This window comes from Sphingobacterium sp. BS-2 (assembly GCF_046161205.1).
In the GTDB taxonomy this organism is placed as follows: domain Bacteria; phylum Bacteroidota; class Bacteroidia; order Sphingobacteriales; family Sphingobacteriaceae; genus Sphingobacterium; species Sphingobacterium mizutaii.
In genome coordinates, this window is the sequence record NZ_JBIXGO010000019.1 from 593,006 (window position 1) to 609,854 (window position 16,849).

The following is a 16,849-nucleotide window of genomic DNA, read 5'->3' on the forward strand; positions in this document are numbered from 1 at the left end:
CTCAAAAACAAGCATTTAGAATTACCTTTGTGTTATGGGAAATATCTTCCAATTCAAGCAATTTTCAGTTAATCAAGAACACTGTGCCATGCGGATCAATACCGATGGGGTACTATTAGGGGCCTTCGCAGAGCAAGAACAAGCGGATGCCATTCTTGATATAGGGACAGGAACGGGGGTAATTGCACTGATGCTGGCTCAAAAATATCCGCAAGCCCAAATTTGGGCGGTGGAAATCGATAAATTAGCTTCCCAAAGAGCAGCGGAGAACTTTCAAGCTTCGCCCTTCCAAGATCGACTTAGCATTGTACATTCGGATATTTTCCATTGGAAAACGGATCTTGAGTTTGATCTGATTGTTTCCAATCCACCTTTCTACATTAATTCGCTCCATAATCCTGACCAAAGAAAAAAAGTCGCCAAGCATACGGATGTAGAATTCTTTAAGGGGATGTTCCATTTTGCAGCAAGCAGACTTAGCAGTATGGGGAAGCTACAGATTGTGGTTCCCATAGAGTTATTGGATTTTATGGTCGCTGAAGCAAAAGAAAATCAGCTTTTTCTGAAGAATCAGATCAATATGCAATCCTTTGTGGATTCAGAGCCTTTTCGCTGTATCCTGAGTTTCCAAAGAGAGGCAACCAATCATGAACAACAGACCTTTGTGATCTACCAAGAAAGATCCCAATATTCGGAGGCCTATAAACAGATCTTGCAACCTTATTTTTTAGCTTTTTAACATGAAAATCGGACTTCTTTCGGATACCCACGGATACTTGGATGATGCTATTCTAAAGCATTTTGAAAATTGTGATGAGATATGGCATATTGGCGATTTTGGCTCTATGGAGGTCATCGAGAAACTGGAAGCATGTAAACCCCTAAGGGGCGTATATGGAAATATCGATGATAAAGATATCCGCTTGAAATTTCCGGAGCACCTCAGGTTCCATTGCGAACAGGTCGATGTTTGGATGACCCATATTGGTGGTTATCCGGGGAAATATAGCCCTTTGGTCAAGCCAGAAATCTTGAACAATCCCCCAAAGCTATTTATTACAGGACATTCCCATATCCTAAAAGTGCAGTTTGATCCGAAGCTGCAGTTGCTCCACCTCAATCCAGGAGCAGCCGGCAAACAAGGTTGGCATCAGATGAGGACCGCAATGCGTTTTGAAATTAATGGAGATAAAATTGAAAATCTAGAAGTGATTGAATTAGGGAGTCGAGCCTTATAGACTATCCCTAACTTCAATTAAAAAGCTCTTTAATCCCTCCAAAGACTCAATGATCCTTTGGTTTTCCCTGGCTTCGTTCTTGTTGCTTCTTAAGAATTCGCGTGCCCCTTGTAAGGTATACCCCTTATCTTTGACTAAATTGAAGATAATCTTGAGGTTCGCAATATCATTCTGAGTGAATAGACGATTTCCTTTTTTGTTTTTCTTAGGCTGAAGAATGTCGAATTCACGCTCATAAAAACGGATTTGAGATGCATTTACACCGAACATTTCAGTGACTTCACCCATGGTATAATACAGCTTGTTTATTTCTCGTTCTTTGTACGGCATGAACATTTAATTTTAGTGTATTAACAAATATACAATCTAAGTTTGAAAATCAAAAAAACCATGATTGATATAAAGTTAAAGCCGATTTCGTAATTTTAAACTTTAGATGAAAGGTAAAGTAATTGTAAGTAAGTTTTGGACCAAGTTCTTTTCCATGGGAAAAGCACAGGCGATTACCATATTTCCATTTATCTTCCTCAAATACTCCTCCGATCGCGATAATAGGATCCTGATCAACCATGAACGCATCCATATATTGCAAGCCATTGAGTTGCTTATTATCCCTTTTTATGTGCTCTATCTATTGGAATTCAGTCTTCGACTGATCCAATACCGCAATTTTACTAGGGCATACCTGAATATTTCTTTTGAACGGGAAGCTTATGAAAATGAGCATAACTTGAAATACCTCAAATCTCGGAAGCTATTTAGCTTTTGGAAATATGTAACAAGATAACCGGAGATAGGGAAGTCGGGGCATTAACCTTATGCCCCAAAATATCCTAATAACGTTTTTGATTCCTTGTTCCTATAGGACTACCACTGATCAGTTCGAAACGGAGACACTGGCAATCCATTGGAATTAAACAGATTCGGCATAGCGATTTCTGTAAATCCAAAACGTACCGCTACTGGGTTTCTGACCTCTGCGGATTCAACGATCAGTTTATCCCCTTTAATCTTTCCTTTAGCCGGTTTGAATTGCTGATCGGCTCCGGCAATGAATAGGTCTGTAATCTCACCTTTGGAGGTCAATTTTCCTTCTAGGTTGCTAAAGCTGATCTCAATGCTATTGCCTTTGATTTCCTGTGATTTATAGATCGGTGATTTATAATCTTTCAAGGGTTTATGGTAAACTTCTGCAAGTGCCAGATCCGCCAATCGCTTAGCTACAGCTTTTTTCTGGATAGGATGGATGTCCTTGATATTGTCGACAAGGTCAGTAATCACGACCATGCCGGTGTTGGGTAGTTCAGTTGCGGTCTTGACTTGTTGTTCACGTAGGTAAGCTGCCAAGGGTTCTTTGTTGTTGTATTGGAAAGGGGCAATCTGCACGAAGTAAAATGGGAAATCATCATTCCATGCTGATCTCCATGAACTGATCATGGTTTTCATCAGTTTATCATATCCATCCCATGTTCCCACATTGCTCTCACCTTGATACCAGAAAGCAGCACTGATATTATAGCCTGCAAATGGATGGATCATGGCATTCCAAAGGACACCGCTGTTATGCGGGCGCCAATCATTTGCACCTTGGGCTTTGGCACGCTGCAAGAGGAAGGGGTCGTTCTCAATTAAGTAACTTGGGGTCCAGACCTCAGCGGCTGTTCCACCCCAACTCGAATTGATAACGCCGATAGGGACATTCTCCTGCGCATTGATCTCCTTTGCAATAAAATAGCCAATGGCTGAAAAAGGCTTTAAGGATTCCGCGCTAAGGGTCGCCCATTGATTGGAAATCTGGTCTTGAGGAGTCAAAGCGCCATTCCTGCTGATATGCAATAGCCTGATGTTTGGGTTATTGGCATTTGGCATTTCATCAATGATCTCTTTTAGGTTCTGTGCTGCCCCCCATTCCATATTAGACTGTCCTGAACACAAGAATACATCGCCTAATAGAATATCTTTCAAGGTGATGCTCTCTTGGTTGGCCATGATCTTTATTTCATAAGGACCACCGTCCTTTCCTTCCGGTAAGGTTGTTTTCCATTGTCCATCACCGTTAGTCTTTGCTTTTATGGTATCTTGAAACCAGGTACCAACAATCTTGATTTCAGAGCTGGCAGGTGCCAATCCCCAAAAATTGATATCGGTGCCACGCTGCAATACCATGTGGTCAGAAAAGAAATTAGGGATTCGGAGTTGCGCTATTACATTTTGCTGGAAGGCAAATACTGCCAATAGGGAAAGCAAAAAGAGTCTTTTTAAGTTCATGTGATTTTTTTAGGTTTATGGATACCTAAATTTAACAAAAAAAATCTAAAACTATTTTTCAATCTAGCCTAGCTAAACAAGTAATTAGCGAAAAAATGTTGGTGTTTTTGGATTTGGCTCCGACCTTATTCGAGGCATATTCGGAAAATTCCAAACGGGTTGCGCTTTTTCTGACTGACTTCTCGAATATGTCTCGAATGAATCTCGAACAAGACCTGAATGAGCGAGGCCTGTGTTGAGGATGAGAATGGGGATAAAAAAAAGCGAGCCCCAAAGAGCTCGCTTTCCAATATGTTTAGAGTATCTCTACTTTACCATTTTAAGGAAAGTAGATACCTTTTCTTTTAATTGTCTTCTGTCGACGATGAAGTCTAGGAATCCATGTTCCAAAACGAATTCAGAGGTCTGGAATCCTTTAGGAAGGTCTTTCTTGATGGTTTCTTTGATGACACGTGGTCCAGCGAAACCGATCAAAGCTCCTGGTTCAGCAATATTGATATCACCTAACATCGCGTAAGAAGCTGTTACCCCACCGGTGGTTGGGTCAGTCAATAAACAGATGTAAGGTAATTTAGCTTGAGCCAATAAGGCTAATTTTGCGGATGTCTTAGCCATTTGCATCAGAGAGAATGCTGCTTCCATCATACGGGCACCACCAGATTTAGAGATCAACATAAACGGTAATTTATGTTCGATACAATAATCGATGGACCTAGAGATTTTCTCTCCAACTACAGAGCCCATTGAACCTCCGATAAAGGAGAAATCCATACAAGCGATAACAAGATCTTGACCGTTCACTTTACCAACGGCAGATCTCAAGGCATCGTTCAAGCCAGTTTTAGCTTGACTATCCAATAATCTGTCCTTGTAAGGTTTGGTGTCCACAAAGTTTAGGGGGTCACCAGCTTTCAGGTTCGGAAATAATTCGGTGAATTCGTTGTTATCGAATAATACGGAGAAATAGGCAGTTGAACCAATGCGGATGTGGTAATCACAGTAATGGCAAACATACTTGTTTTCAACTTGTTCCACATTCAAAAGAGGTTTTTTACAGTTAGGACATTTGTTCCACATCCCATCAGGTGCCTCTTTCTTGTTTTCTGTTGCAGTATGTATACCTGCTTTATTTCTTTTAAACCAACTCATAGACTCATGTTAATTCGGTTTACAAATAAACGAAAAATATCTAATATGTGTATTTAGAAAACGAAATGATGGAAATTAAGGAGAGTTTAGGCCAATAAAAAATGGGTAAGCTCCCTCTATCGCACCGCTCAACCAAATACCCTTGCTTTGTTCCCAACCTGGGGGAGTCAATGGGAGCTGGTCGTAGAGGACTTACCCACGGCAAAATTAACAAAAAATTAATCTTTTCGAAAAGAAAATCGCATTTAGGACGTATTCGGCTGAGGTTCAACCTGAAAATTACATTCTGTCCTTCTGATATTCGCCCTTCAGGGCGAAATATCCAAAGACCCCAAGCCCAATTGAGATGATCGGCGTGAGGATAAACAGAATAATAATTCCAAAAACGACGTCTTCTTGCTTTCCGGAAATAATTTTTGGCAAGCCAAATTTGGCGATGCAGAAATATGCCGCAAGTAGCGCTAATGCAATCCAAAGGATCCCTAATATTTTTTTAATGCTCTCCATGTCAATTCAAATCTTTTGCAACCATGTTTTTGTTGATGTATAGCGCGCCTATCACAAAACAGACCGCCGAAATAATGATAGGGTACCATAATCCCTCCAAATAAAAGGTCGGATCTGCAGCTGTTTTGGCATTCGTGGCCAAGTATGTGGAAACTGCCGGTAATAATCCGCCGAAGATCCCATTCCCGATGTGATAGGGAAGGGACATGGAGGTGTACCTGATTTTTACTGGGAAGATTTCCACCAAGAAAGCAGCAATAGGGCCGTAAACCAAAGTGATATAAATGATTTGTATAAAGATTAAAGCAATCAGTTTAACATAATTTGAGCCCGATAAAAAGACAGCAGTCTTGCTTGTGGCATTTACCGTATCGGTGTTTTCTACACTATGCGACCCATCGTTGTAATAGCGTGTGATGGATTTGATCTCATGCTCGTTATCGGCGCTCACCGGAATGATGGTTTCTGTTCGTTTGTCGACCAATTCCTGTTTGTTTTCGCTGTTGCTAATCTGGTACATGGCTTGGTAAATCGGCCTGTAGGTCAGCACCGCCAGCAACATGCCCGTGAGCATGACCCATTTACGGCCTACCTTGTCGGAGAGCCGACCAAAGACCACAAAAAAAGGCGTTCCAAAAAGTAAAGCTATGCCTAGAATGATATCGGCTTGGTCGGAATCGAGGAACATGACCGTTTTCATAAAGCTCATGGAGTAGAACTGGCCAGTGTACCAAACAACACCCTGACCCATCGCGGCCCCAAATAAAGCCAATAGGACGAACTTTAGATTGTATTTATTTCCAAAGCTTTCTTTCAGCGGATTTGTGGAGGTCTTCCCTTCTGCTTTTGCTTTCTTGAATTCTGGGGATTCATCCATGTTCTTTCGAATCAGGTAAGATACATAGACCATTAAAATAGAAAGCAAGAAAGGGACACGCCAGCCCCAATGGTCGAATTGGGCTTCGGTAAGAAAAAGTTTAGTCAGTAAGATGACCACAAGCGAAATGAATAGCCCGAAAGTGGCCGTCGTTTGTATCCAAGAGGTCCAATAACCCCGTTCTCCATTTGGAGCATGTTCGGCTACATAGGTTGCCGCTCCGCCGTATTCACCCCCTAAGGCAAGACCTTGGAGCAACCTCAAGATTAAGACGATCAAGGGAGCAAGGAAACCAATGCTCTCATAGCTGGGGATACAACCGATCAGGAAGGTCGCTCCACCCATCAGCATCAGGGTGACCATGAAGGTGTACTTTCTACCGATGAGGTCGCCCAGTCTTCCAAAGAAAAGTGCTCCGAATGGACGGACCACAAAGCCTGCGGCAAAGGTGGCCAAGGTAGATAGAAAGGCTGCAGTCGGATTGTCTGAAGGAAAGAATTTGGTGGAAATAACAATGGAAAGACTTCCGAAAATAAAGAAGTCATACCATTCGATCAGCGTTCCTAATGAGGAGGCACCGATCACTTTCCAAATTCCTTTTTTACTTGCTTGTTCTTGCATAAAAGAAGTTTAGGTTTAAGGTAGTTTATATCGTTTTCCGGGTAAGGTCTGAATGATACCATTCATTTCCATTTCCAGGAGAATCATAGCTAGTTTGCTCTGCGGAAATTCGCAGTATGCGGCAATATCATCTATATGAGATTCTTTGCAGTCTTTAAGATAGTCAAAAACTCGTTGTTCTTGTTTAGTTAATTCAAAAATTAATGGGAGCTGCACATTTTTTTTGCTCTTGCTCTCGGGTTCATCCCATTGCATCAGATGCAAAAGGTCCTTGGCGTTTCGGATGAGGTGTGCCTTGTGGGAACGGATGAGTTCATTACAACCTGCCGAATAATAGAGGTCTATCGAGCCAGGAAAGGCACATACATCGCGGTTGTAACTATTGGCGATATCCGCGGTGATCAATGCACCGCCCTTATTTGCCGCCTCAACAACGACCGTGACATCAGACAAACCCGCCACTATACGGTTCCGCATCGGGAAGTGCGTCTTTTCAGCGGTGGTGCCCGAAGGGTATTCGCTTAAGAGACAACCATGCTGGCTGATCTCTTCGGCTATTTCCCGATGTTCAAAAGGATAGATTCGATCAAGACCATGTGCCAGAACTGCTGCGGTCTCTAGACCTTCTTGCATGGCCGACCGATGTGCCATAATATCGATGCCATAAGCCAAACCACTTACCACCAATACGCCTAATTCTTTGAGGTCATGGACCAAATCCTCGGTTAACCTTCTGCCGTAAGTGGTCGCATTTCTGGTGCCGACGATACTGATGGTTCTAGGAACATTCAAGTTGCATATTCCTTTTTGGAACAGGATCAATGGGGCATCTTCGCAATGTCTGAGCCGGGCAGGATAATTATCGTCTTCAAACCACAGGAGTGCAATGTCGTTGTCTTCAATAAATCGGAATTCTTCTTCAGCTTCTTTCAGGTAGGATTTGGAGATCAGCTGTTCGATAGTGGCTTTTTGTAAGCCGGGAATCAAGCTAAGTTCTTTTTGGGGGCATTTGAATATTTCTTCCAAGCTTCCACAGTAGGCGAGTAACAAACGGCTTGTTTTCGGGCCTATACCTTTGATCTTGGTCAAGGCAATTTTTTCTATTGCATTCATTTTGGTTAGCTTAGAATTAAAGATAGGGATTTGATACACCTTATGCAATATCTATAAAGTATAATTGATTACCTTTGTTGAAAAAGAAATACCATGGAAATGCAAGAGCCTTTTGATATCGAAGTTGGAGACGTAACCTATTCCGTTTTTCCGGATGAGAAGGATACCTATACAGTTTTTAAGGATGGGAAAGAATATGTGCAGATCATAAAAGATACCGAAACAACTTGGTTGAAACTGAATCCAGAGACTGGTTTGCCCTTGTTTGGGATGGATGAGGAAATTAATTTAATCGGGGCTGAGATCAATAAGAACGTGGAGGAGAAGTAGGGGTTGTTGAAGGGCAATATCTTAGCTTCAATGTGAGCAATAGACATAATATCAAGTATTCAATAGGTCATATGGATAAGAAAATCTTTACAATTGAACTGCCCGAAAAGGAAACTAAGCTATTCAAGCAACTTCTTAAGAAACTAAATGGAAAAATTGTTTCTCAAAGCAGTAAGCCTAGCCATGAGACCCTAGAAGCCATGAAGGAATTGGAGGATGGAAAATGGGTAAGTTTTTCAAGTGTTTCTGAGCTTTTTAAAAGAATGGTTTGAACGAGCTAAAATCCTGCTATTAGAACTTGTCCAAACTGGTACGCATTCCGATCTGTTTGATTAAAAAAGATAAGTAACGTTATAAAAAAAGCAACCTCATACGGGTTGCTTTTTTTATCGATTAAATGTCTAATCCACTAATGCTAATTTTCAATTTGTTTTTTACAAATTCTAAGTAAAAGTAAACCAATAAATTACATAGGGATATACATTACATACTTGGTATCAAAGAAATCTTCTTTGAAATAAGATGATATGGGATGCAATTCAGCTTTTACTCTGGCTTCTTTGATCTCTTCTTTCAAATCTCCACCTTTCAGGTAAAGGATGCCATTGGGAATACCGTTTTTATCTTGTCTTTCGATTTTGTTTCTCACCCAAGGGATAAAGTCACCTAAACGTGTTACTGCTCTGGAAACTACGAAATCGTATTTATAGTCCAATTGCTCAGCACGGATATGGTCGGCTTCGACATTCTTGAGGCCTAAGCCTTCCGCTACTTCACGAACGACCTTTATTTTTTTGCCGATGGAGTCCACTAGGTGGAATTTAACCTCTGGAAATAGGATCGCTAATGGAATTCCTGGGAAACCACCGCCTGTACCAACGTCAAGAACTCTGGTGTTAGGTGCAAATTCACCTACAAACTTTCCTATAGCCAGGGAATGTAGCACATGTTTCAGGTACAAGCTTTCGATATCTTTTCTGGAGATCACGTTGATCTGGTCATTCCATAGGGGATAGAGTTCTTCCAGTTTGGCAAATTGCTCTTTCTGGGTTTCCGTTAATTTCGGGAAGTAATTATAGATAATGTCGACAGTAGGGTTCACGATGTAATAAATTAAGGGTTTTTATTTCCAAGAGACCTGCTTTTTGGAGCGATTGAACAATCCATTGAAACAGATGTAAAAATAATAATATAGATCTAAGATCGGCAACCAGATTAAGAGGTCGCTGACCGCAAGTTTTTTGTAGATTGGGTTAAAGATCAAGAGTTGGCAGATCAATCGGATCAGATAGGCCGCCAAGGCAATATACCAATAGGATGGTTCATTTGCGACACAAACGATAATCATGATATAAAACAACAGAGCGCTGATCAGTTGCGTTCCTAGCATGCGTTTATGTTTGCCTCTATAGAGAGTAGATGCTCCCGAATGCCTTGCTTTTTGTTTGTAATAGGTTTTCCAGGTCCTTTTAGGGTCTGAATAAACGAAGGCATCGGGATGGATATTGATCTCTACATTGTGTTTGTCTGCATTTGCATTCACAAAAAGGTCATCGTCACCAGATTTGATATGCATATGCTCGGTAAATCCTTTATTCTTAAAAAACAGCTCCTTTGTATAAGCTAGATTTCTCCCTACGCCCATATAGGCATTTCCTTTTAAGGCATAGGACAAATAGCTCATAGCGGTATGGCTTGTTTCAAAGCGGATCAGTCGATTCAGAAAGCCTGGGAATTTGAAGTATGGTGAGTAGCCTAGCACAATCTCCTTGTTTTCTTGGAAGGACCCAACCATTTCTCGCAACCAATTGTTGCTATTGGGTTGGCAGTCGGCATCCGTCATCAGCAAATAAGGATATTGGGCTCCCTTGATCCCCATGGTAAGGGCGAATTTCTTGCTGTGTTTTAATTGGATATGTTCCTTGATCTCGACGATTTTAAGATGGGCATATCGCTCTGCAAATTCCTTTAAAACCCATTTGGTGTCATCTTCTGAGCAGTCATTGACTACAATGACTTCAAAGTTTTGATAATCTTGCTCTAATATAGCGGGAAGATAAGTCTTTAGATTTTCTTGTTCGTTATGTGCGCAGATAATAATAGAGACTTGCTTATCGGCTGCATTTTCTTGCTTGGGTTTGACCTTGTAGAAAGCCAGTTTTCCATATACAAACAAAATATAGTTGAGCTGGATAATCAACAAAAGCGCCAAGACTCCATAAGGAATAAGCGATAGATCGAGGTCGATATAGAATATTATACCCATAAAATTAGGTTCAAAGATACAGGTTATCGCCCAAATTTCTGTTAATTGTTAAGAAATGCGAATTAAAGGGCTGATATGCGATTCGCTAAGAATTTTATAGTATTTTTGCGGTCGATTAAGGATTACTATGAATTTTACGCTTCAAGCACAAGATAAATTTTCAAAAGCAAGGGCCGGGGAGATTGAAACTGCTCACGGAAAAATACAGACACCTATTTTTATGCCAGTTGGTACTGCCGGAACGGTCAAAGCGGTACACCAACATGAATTGGTAAATGATATTCAAGCACAGATCATCTTAGGGAATACCTATCACCTGTACCTAAGACCAGGATTGGATGTGTTGAATAAAGCTGGTGGTCTACATAAATTTATCAATTGGGACCGTCCGATCTTAACCGATTCGGGAGGTTATCAAGTTTACTCCTTGACTGAGGTCAGAAAGATCAAGGAAGAGGGTGTAACATTCAGGTCGCATATCGACGGTTCTAAACATTTGTTTACGCCGGAGAACGTGATGGATACGCAGCGTATCATTGGGGCCGATATTATTATGGCATTTGATGAGTGTACTCCATATCCTTGCGATTACCGCTATGCAAGAAGGTCTATGGAAATGACACACCGTTGGTTGAAACGCTGTTGTGATCGTTTTGATAGCACCGATCCATTATATGGATACGATCAGACCTTGTTCCCGATCGTCCAAGGATCAGTTTATAAAGACCTACGTGAGAAATCGGCAGAGACCATTGCTTCTTTCAATAGAGAGGGAAATGCAATTGGAGGCCTTTCTGTAGGAGAGCCGGCTGAGGAGATGTATGCAATGACGGAAGTCGTGACCAATATCTTGCCGCATGATAAACCAAGGTATCTGATGGGCGTAGGTACGCCAGTGAACCTTTTGGAAAATATTGCATTGGGTATCGATATGTTCGACTGTGTGATGCCGACTAGGAATGCGAGAAATGGAATGCTCTTTACCCAAAATGGTATCATCAATATCAAGAATGAGAAATGGAAGGATGATTTCAGTCCTATCGAGGCGGAATCAGACTTGTTGGTGGACCAGATCCATACGAAAGCTTATTTGAGGCATTTAATCCGATCGCAAGAAATTTTAGGGGCACAAATCGCTTCATTACATAATTTACATTTTTATCTTTGGTTAGTAAATCAAGCTAGAGAAAAGATCATAGATGGAACGTTTTATGATTGGAAAAATAAAATGGTTCCTGTATTAGGTCAAAGACTATAATTCGAGAGAAAGCGCATGTTTAGGATCATCGATCGATATATCATGAAAAAGTACTTGTCTACTTTTGTTTTCACAGTGGCGATCTTCTGTGTCGTGATTGTGATATTTGATATTTCGGAGAAGATTGATGATTTCAATAAATATGGGGCCACCATGACGCAGGTATTCTTTGAATACTATGCTTTGGGGAGCTTGCCTTTCTTTATCAATATGCTTACCCCGCTGTTCAACTTTATTGCCGTAATCTTCTTTACCTCTAAGATGGCCGATCAAACAGAGATCGTGCCGATCCTAAGTGGTGGGATGAGCTTTAATAGGTTGCTGAGGCCATATATGATCTGTGCGGCCTTGATATTTGGGATGACTTTGCTGTCCAATGTTTACATTATTCCTTTCACCAATAAGGTAAAGGTGAATTTTGAAAACGTCTATGTGAAGCCGAACAAGGTCAGTACCACTTCTTCTTCCATCCACATGCAGGTGGATTCGAATACCTATGTGTATATGGGTTCCTTTGATACGAAATCCAAAGTGGGCTATAACTTTAGTTTGGAGAAGTTTGATGGGGACAAGATGCTGGAGAAGTTGATGGCAGAACGTGTGACTTGGGATTCGGTAGCTGGGAAGTGGAGCTTGCATACCTATACCACGAGGGAAATCAAAGGGTTGAAGGAAGAGATGCTGAGCGGAGAGAAAAAGGACACGACCTTGGATATGCGTCCGCAGGATTTTGAATCTTATGAGGATGTGTTTACCACGATGGACCAGCATGAATTGAATGAGCGTATCAGCAAGGAGGAAGTTCGAGGAACCGGGATGATGAACGAATTGCTGCTCGAAAAGTATAAGAGAATAATTAATCCATTTTCGGCATTTATCTTGACCTTGATTGGGGTTTCCCTTTCGTCGAAGAAAGTCCGTGGTGGTATTGGCTTGAGTTTAGGTTTAGGAATCGGCTTGAGCTGTATATATATCGTGCTTGAACGATTTTCAAGTATGTTCTCCATCAAAGGAGGGCTGGATCCTCTGATCTCGGTATTGATCCCCAATGTCATTTTCTTGATATTGAGTTTTTATCTGTTGAAGAAGGCTCCTAAATAAGCATCACAAACCATGTCACAGTTAACCATTAACCGCAATACACTGATATTGCACTTTACCGTATTAATTTGGGGTTTTACAGGTGTTCTGGGCGAATTGATTACCGTCTCGGCCCTGCATTTGGTATGGTATCGGGTGTTGATTGCTGCGGTTTCCTTGGTGCTGTATTATATTTTTACCAAGAGGACCCTGTTGGTTCCTAAAGATCAGCTCTTGCAGTATTTAGGCGTGGGAATGATCGTGGGTTTGCATTGGGTGTTATTTTTCCATGCCATCAAGGTCTCAACCGTATCGGTTACTTTGGTTACCCTTTCTTCTGTGACCTTGTTTACTGCTATTTTGGAACCCATTATTAACCGAAAACGGATTTCCATAGCGGATGTGATTGTTGGTCTGGTGATTATCCTCGGGATCTACCTGATCTTTAAATTTGAATTCAAATACTTCTGGGGGATTGTTTATGGCTTGTCCTGTGCTTTCTGCGCTAGTATTTTTTCCATATTGAATGCTAGAATGGTCAAGAAGGGTAGCCCGACAACGATTACCTTGTACGAGATGGTCGGTGCTTGGATTGGCGTTTCTTTCGTGATGTTTTTTACCGGGGATTTTGATGAACAGATGGTCCTCAGTCAATCTGATTTGTTATATCTCCTGCTATTGGGTGTTGTCTGTACGGCAATAGCCTATGTGCTTGGTGTAGCTGTAATGCGAGAGCTATCTGCATTTACAGTTGCATTGACGACAAACATGGAACCGGTTTATGGTATTATCTTAGCCTTGCTCATATTTGGGCAAAAAGAAGCGATGAGTACGGGATTCTATTTCGGGGCTGTTATAGTCTTGGCCGCTGTATTTGTCTATCCTTATCTGAAGACAAAAATCAAGATTTAATCCACTGTTGATTTAAGCTTTACAATAAAGTTACATTTGGTTGCTTATGCACACGTTTGCATGAATTTGCGCAATCGTTTTCGTTATGGGTTATTCCTTTAATCTTTTCAATAAACTTTTACCTTCCTGCATCTAAGTTGTGATAGTGCCTACGGCTTATTACTAAATTTTATTTAATAGATTAATTATGATAAAGAGATTTTCAAGTCCATTTTTTCCATTGAAAAGATCTCAATTAGTTGCAGGAGCCATTATTTTAGGTTTAAGTCTAACTAGTGGATATGCGGCTGCCCATGATCTGAGTAAGGATAAAAAGGAAATCCATGCATTTCAACAAGAAGTCAAAGGGAAGGTGACTTCAGGTGGGGTTGTTTTGCCAGGAGTTACAGTATCCGTAAAGGAAGATCCGAGCAGATCGACCTCTACCACTGCCGAAGGAGAATTTAGTATCACGGCCGAGATTGGTCAGACCTTAGTGTTTTCTGCCTTGGGTCATGAGAAAAAAGAAGTGGCGGTTACGGGTGCTACCCTGAATGTGGAGCTAAGTGCGAGTGAGGAGAATATTGATGAGGTGGTGGTTACAGGTTACTCTACCCAGAAAAAGGGTGAAATCAGTGCTTCTATCGTTTCTTTGGATCAAAAGAAACTGAAGGACAGCAAATCGCCGAATGTATCCAACCTTTTGCAAGGTAAAGTAGCTGGTGTTGATGTAGTGGGTACAGGTAGACCTGGACAACAGGCGAATGTGAAGATCAGGGGTAGGAGTTCCCTTTCTTCTGGTACTAATCCTTTATGGGTAGTTGACGGGGTAATCACTCACGGTGTTGCGAATATCAACCCCAATGATATTGAGACCATTTCGGTTTTGAAAGATGCTGCAGCGACCACGCAATATGGTTCCAGAGGTACCAATGGGGTTATCGTGGTGACCACGAAAAGAGCTTTGCGCGAAGGTGAAGGTACCTTTTCGGTCAACCTTTCATCCGGTGTGAGCAAATTCAACTTTGGGAACTTTGAGCTAATGAATTCTCAAGAGCTGTGGGATTACTACCAAACTTTCCCTAACCAGAAGGATATTGATCCGAATGTAACCAATGATGTTTTGAACAACGATTATAATTGGATCAAGAACGGTACCCAAACGGCTCCAGTAAATGATTTCTCTGCAAATTACATGGGTAAAACTGAAAAGACCTCTGTTTTCGCAAGTGCCAATTACTATGGTGAAAAAGGATCCTTGAAAGGTTATGATTTCGAAAGAATGACCGGCCGTTTCAATGTTGAGCATAAATTGACGGATCGATTGACATTCAAGCCGAAATTGAATGCAGCTTACACGACCTACCTTGATAAACAACATTCATTATATAATATGATGTTTTATCTGCCTTGGGATAATCCATATAATGCAGATGGAACTATCAAAAACCCGCAAGATGCTGATGCTAATGTGCTTTGGTTAGGACGTGACCATACAAACTACTTGTATGACTTGCAATATAACTATGGTAAGGGACAGACCTTTGACATGCAGGGTAATTTTGATTTCTCGTATAGGATTTCTGATCGATTCACCTTCGAATCCATGAATAACCTGACCTATTATAATCAGACCACCATGAGTTATGCAGACCCTAACTCGAATGCTGGTCGAAATGATAAAGGAACAATCTATCAATTTTCAGATAAACGTATTACCAGGTTCTTTAACCAGATGTTGAAGTACAATGAAACATTTGGCAAGCATTCCGTATCTGGTTTTGCGGCCTACGAATACTCGGATTATGTGTATTCTAGTTTAAATGCCAAAGGTAAAGGTATTGCCCCAGGGTCTCAGATCCTAGGAAATGCAGCCAGCGTTCTTGATTTTGGTGGTACGAAAAATGATTATTCTTTCCAATCCGGGATCTTGCAGGGTACCTACGGCTATGATAACCGTTATAACTTGATGGCGTCCTTCCGTGTGGATGGATCCTCAAGGTTTGGACAGAACCAGCAATATGGTGCATTCTATTCCGTAAGTGGTGCCTGGAATATCAACAATGAAGCGTTTTTTAATGTTCCTGCCATCAATTTATTGCGTTTGAAAGCGTCTTATGGTGGAGTTGGAAACGTGCCGATCGATTATTATTCTTCATTTGCGACCTATGGGTTAAATGCGCAATACAATGGCGAACCTGCAGCGATCCAGAAGAACTTCCAGAATGCTAATGTGAGCTGGGAGAAATCTTATGATGCCAATCTAGGTCTAGAATTGGGAATGTTCAATAGATTGAACCTTTCAGTAGATTTATATAATAAGAACACCAGCGGATTGCTTTACTATGTGGAGTTCCCTTCAACTGCTGGATGGGATGGGTATTGGTTGAATATCGGTGGATTGAGGAACCGTGGGGTGGAAGTTGCCTTGAGTGGTTCGGTGTTCAGTCCTGAAAACCCATTCCAATGGGATTTAGGTGTGAATATCGCCCATAACAATAATAAAATTACCTCCTTGAAAGATGGTCAGGATATTCCTAAAGGAAATATGCGTTTCTCCGAAGGTCATGATGTTGACTCTTGGTACATGCGTAAATGGGCGGGTGTGAACCCTGAAAACGGGGATCCACTTTGGGAAACCATTGACGAAGAAACCGGAGAGGTTTCGACCACTTCAAATTATAACGATGCAGCTTTGCAGTTTGTTGGAGCAGCAACGCCTAAATTCCAAGGTGGTTTTAATTCTGCCATAAACTACAAAGGGTTTAATTTGAATGCTAGTTTTGCTTATCAAAATGGCGGTGTAACCTATAATGCTGCAAGAGAATTGTTTGATTCAGATGGTGCTTATGCCTCTTATAATCAAATGATCTTGATGGATGGCTGGTCAAGATGGTCGGCAGATAACCCAAATGCTACGCATCCAAGGGCGGAATACAACAATACCAGTCTTTCAAACAAAACCTCTTCCAGGTACTTGGAGAGCACGAACTTCTTGAGATTGAGGAACGTGACTTTAGGCTATACCTTCTCGGAGAACCTAGTGAGCAAATTGAAATTAAAAGGATTGAACGTTTATCTATCAGGAGATAACCTATGGACTTCGACCAAATTCTCAGGTCTGGATCCAGAGGCTGCCATCTTAGGTAATGATAATTCGGCAGATAAAGCCGCAGGTGGTGATGCTACCTCGCAATATCCTGCACCGAAGCGTTTGATTTTTGGGCTTAACCTAACATTTTAAAAGAAAG

The 16,849-nt window shown here is 41.3% G+C and carries 17 protein-coding genes and 1 other RNA gene; 9 read left to right on the plus strand and 9 right to left on the minus strand.

The window, feature by feature from the left end; translation table 11 throughout:
• The first annotated feature begins 34 nt into the window (after nucleotides 1-34).
• Together ACK2WI_RS14450 and ACK2WI_RS14455 are read left to right on the plus strand one after the other, a co-directional pair.
• On the plus strand, nucleotides 35-739 hold the full coding sequence (locus ACK2WI_RS14450) for a tRNA1(Val) (adenine(37)-N6)-methyltransferase (protein WP_409151441.1): 705 nt from the start codon (nucleotides 35-37) through the stop codon (nucleotides 737-739).
• 1 nt (nucleotide 740) lies between these two features.
• Entirely contained in the window at nucleotides 741-1,238 is a 498-nt protein-coding gene (locus tag ACK2WI_RS14455; RefSeq protein WP_093100546.1) for a metallophosphoesterase, read from the plus strand.
• Here the strand turns inward: ACK2WI_RS14455 and ACK2WI_RS14460 are convergent.
• On the minus strand, nucleotides 1,233-1,568 hold the full coding sequence (locus tag ACK2WI_RS14460) for a MerR family transcriptional regulator (protein WP_093100690.1): 336 nt from the start codon (nucleotides 1,566-1,568) through the stop codon (nucleotides 1,233-1,235). The two genes, ACK2WI_RS14455 and ACK2WI_RS14460, sit on opposite strands and share 6 nt — an antisense overlap.
• Nucleotides 1,569-1,674: 106 nt before the next feature.
• Between ACK2WI_RS14460 and ACK2WI_RS14465 the strand changes: the two genes are divergently transcribed.
• On the plus strand, nucleotides 1,675-2,025 hold the full coding sequence (locus tag ACK2WI_RS14465; RefSeq protein ID WP_312696575.1) for a hypothetical protein: 351 nt from the start codon (nucleotides 1,675-1,677) through the stop codon (nucleotides 2,023-2,025).
• A gap of 80 nt (nucleotides 2,026-2,105) precedes the next feature.
• Here the strand turns inward: ACK2WI_RS14465 and ACK2WI_RS14470 are convergent, their stop codons facing one another.
• The 6 genes from ACK2WI_RS14470 to dprA all read right to left on the minus strand — a co-directional run bounded on the left by ACK2WI_RS14470 (nucleotide 2,106) and on the right by dprA (nucleotide 7,773).
• Nucleotides 2,106-3,506, minus strand: a complete 1,401-nt coding sequence (locus tag ACK2WI_RS14470; RefSeq protein WP_409151442.1) for a sialate O-acetylesterase — start codon at nucleotides 3,504-3,506, stop codon at nucleotides 2,106-2,108.
• Between the two features lie 306 nt (nucleotides 3,507-3,812).
• A complete protein-coding gene (accD, locus tag ACK2WI_RS14475; RefSeq protein ID WP_093100544.1) occupies nucleotides 3,813-4,655 on the minus strand; it encodes an acetyl-CoA carboxylase, carboxyltransferase subunit beta in 843 nt (280 codons plus the stop codon).
• Between the two features lie 100 nt (nucleotides 4,656-4,755).
• Nucleotides 4,756-4,853, minus strand: an RNA gene (ffs, locus tag ACK2WI_RS14480) — signal recognition particle sRNA small type.
• An 81-nt stretch (nucleotides 4,854-4,934) separates the two neighbouring features.
• Entirely contained in the window at nucleotides 4,935-5,162 is a 228-nt protein-coding gene (locus ACK2WI_RS14485) for a DUF6814 family protein (protein ID WP_093100543.1), read from the minus strand.
• A 1-nt stretch (nucleotide 5,163) separates the two neighbouring features.
• Nucleotides 5,164-6,660 (minus strand): MFS transporter, encoded by a 1,497-nt coding sequence (locus ACK2WI_RS14490; protein ID WP_409151443.1) that lies wholly within the window; start codon nucleotides 6,658-6,660, stop codon nucleotides 5,164-5,166.
• Between the two features lie 15 nt (nucleotides 6,661-6,675).
• A complete protein-coding gene (dprA, locus tag ACK2WI_RS14495; RefSeq protein WP_409151444.1) occupies nucleotides 6,676-7,773 on the minus strand; it encodes a DNA-processing protein DprA in 1,098 nt (365 codons plus the stop codon).
• Nucleotides 7,774-7,866: 93 nt separating this feature from the next.
• Here dprA and ACK2WI_RS14500 point away from each other — a divergent pair, with 93 nt between their 5' ends.
• A complete protein-coding gene (locus ACK2WI_RS14500) occupies nucleotides 7,867-8,103 on the plus strand; it encodes a hypothetical protein (RefSeq protein WP_409151445.1) in 237 nt (78 codons plus the stop codon).
• Nucleotides 8,104-8,174: 71 nt separating this feature from the next.
• A complete protein-coding gene (locus tag ACK2WI_RS14505; RefSeq protein ID WP_409151446.1) occupies nucleotides 8,175-8,375 on the plus strand; it encodes a hypothetical protein in 201 nt (66 codons plus the stop codon).
• A 194-nt stretch (nucleotides 8,376-8,569) separates the two neighbouring features.
• On the opposite strand, the gene rsmG is transcribed toward ACK2WI_RS14505, so the two are convergent.
• Together rsmG and ACK2WI_RS14515 are read right to left on the minus strand one after the other, a co-directional pair.
• The gene (gene rsmG / locus ACK2WI_RS14510; protein WP_093100535.1) at nucleotides 8,570-9,205 is read right to left on the minus strand and encodes a 16S rRNA (guanine(527)-N(7))-methyltransferase RsmG; all 636 of its coding nucleotides are present in this window, start codon (nucleotides 9,203-9,205) and stop codon (nucleotides 8,570-8,572) included.
• A 21-nt stretch (nucleotides 9,206-9,226) separates the two neighbouring features.
• Entirely contained in the window at nucleotides 9,227-10,369 is a 1,143-nt protein-coding gene (locus tag ACK2WI_RS14515) for a glycosyltransferase (RefSeq protein WP_409151447.1), read from the minus strand.
• A gap of 127 nt (nucleotides 10,370-10,496) precedes the next feature.
• Here ACK2WI_RS14515 and tgt point away from each other — a divergent pair, with 127 nt between their 5' ends.
• From tgt to ACK2WI_RS14535, 4 genes are all read left to right on the plus strand, one after another.
• Nucleotides 10,497-11,627, plus strand: a complete 1,131-nt coding sequence (gene tgt, locus ACK2WI_RS14520; protein ID WP_093100534.1) for a tRNA guanosine(34) transglycosylase Tgt — start codon at nucleotides 10,497-10,499, stop codon at nucleotides 11,625-11,627.
• A 42-nt stretch (nucleotides 11,628-11,669) separates the two neighbouring features.
• Nucleotides 11,670-12,728 (plus strand): LptF/LptG family permease, encoded by a 1,059-nt coding sequence (locus ACK2WI_RS14525; RefSeq protein ID WP_313514195.1) that lies wholly within the window; start codon nucleotides 11,670-11,672, stop codon nucleotides 12,726-12,728.
• 12 nt (nucleotides 12,729-12,740) lie between these two features.
• Nucleotides 12,741-13,619, plus strand: coding sequence for a DMT family transporter (locus tag ACK2WI_RS14530; protein WP_409151448.1), 879 nt, complete (start codon nucleotides 12,741-12,743; stop codon nucleotides 13,617-13,619).
• A 187-nt stretch (nucleotides 13,620-13,806) separates the two neighbouring features.
• The gene (locus ACK2WI_RS14535; RefSeq protein WP_409151449.1) at nucleotides 13,807-16,842 is read left to right on the plus strand and encodes a SusC/RagA family TonB-linked outer membrane protein; all 3,036 of its coding nucleotides are present in this window, start codon (nucleotides 13,807-13,809) and stop codon (nucleotides 16,840-16,842) included.
• Nucleotides 16,843-16,849 lie beyond the last annotated feature (7 nt).

Bases quoted from the DNA above. Each gene is read 5' to 3' on its own strand.
- ACK2WI_RS14450 (WP_409151441.1), top strand. From the start codon at position 35: ATGGGAAATATCTTCCAATTCAAGCAATTTTCAGTTAATCAAGAACAC.
- ACK2WI_RS14455 (WP_093100546.1), top strand. From the start codon at position 741: ATGAAAATCGGACTTCTTTCGGATACCCACGGATACTTGGATGATGCT.
- ACK2WI_RS14460 (WP_093100690.1), bottom strand. From the start codon at position 1,568: ATGCCGTACAAAGAACGAGAAATAAACAAGCTGTATTATACCATGGGT.
- ACK2WI_RS14465 (WP_312696575.1), top strand. From the start codon at position 1,675: ATGAAAGGTAAAGTAATTGTAAGTAAGTTTTGGACCAAGTTCTTTTCC.
- ACK2WI_RS14470 (WP_409151442.1), bottom strand. From the start codon at position 3,506: ATGAACTTAAAAAGACTCTTTTTGCTTTCCCTATTGGCAGTATTTGCC.
- accD (WP_093100544.1), bottom strand. From the start codon at position 4,655: ATGAGTTGGTTTAAAAGAAATAAAGCAGGTATACATACTGCAACAGAA.
- ACK2WI_RS14485 (WP_093100543.1), bottom strand. From the start codon at position 5,162: ATGGAGAGCATTAAAAAAATATTAGGGATCCTTTGGATTGCATTAGCG.
- ACK2WI_RS14490 (WP_409151443.1), bottom strand. From the start codon at position 6,660: ATGCAAGAACAAGCAAGTAAAAAAGGAATTTGGAAAGTGATCGGTGCC.
- dprA (WP_409151444.1), bottom strand. From the start codon at position 7,773: ATGAATGCAATAGAAAAAATTGCCTTGACCAAGATCAAAGGTATAGGC.
- ACK2WI_RS14500 (WP_409151445.1), top strand. From the start codon at position 7,867: ATGGAAATGCAAGAGCCTTTTGATATCGAAGTTGGAGACGTAACCTAT.
- ACK2WI_RS14505 (WP_409151446.1), top strand. From the start codon at position 8,175: ATGGATAAGAAAATCTTTACAATTGAACTGCCCGAAAAGGAAACTAAG.
- ACK2WI_RS14515 (WP_409151447.1), bottom strand. From the start codon at position 10,369: ATGGGTATAATATTCTATATCGACCTCGATCTATCGCTTATTCCTTAT.
- tgt (WP_093100534.1), top strand. From the start codon at position 10,497: ATGAATTTTACGCTTCAAGCACAAGATAAATTTTCAAAAGCAAGGGCC.
- ACK2WI_RS14525 (WP_313514195.1), top strand. From the start codon at position 11,670: ATGAAAAAGTACTTGTCTACTTTTGTTTTCACAGTGGCGATCTTCTGT.
- ACK2WI_RS14530 (WP_409151448.1), top strand. From the start codon at position 12,741: ATGTCACAGTTAACCATTAACCGCAATACACTGATATTGCACTTTACC.
- ACK2WI_RS14535 (WP_409151449.1), top strand. From the start codon at position 13,807: ATGATAAAGAGATTTTCAAGTCCATTTTTTCCATTGAAAAGATCTCAA.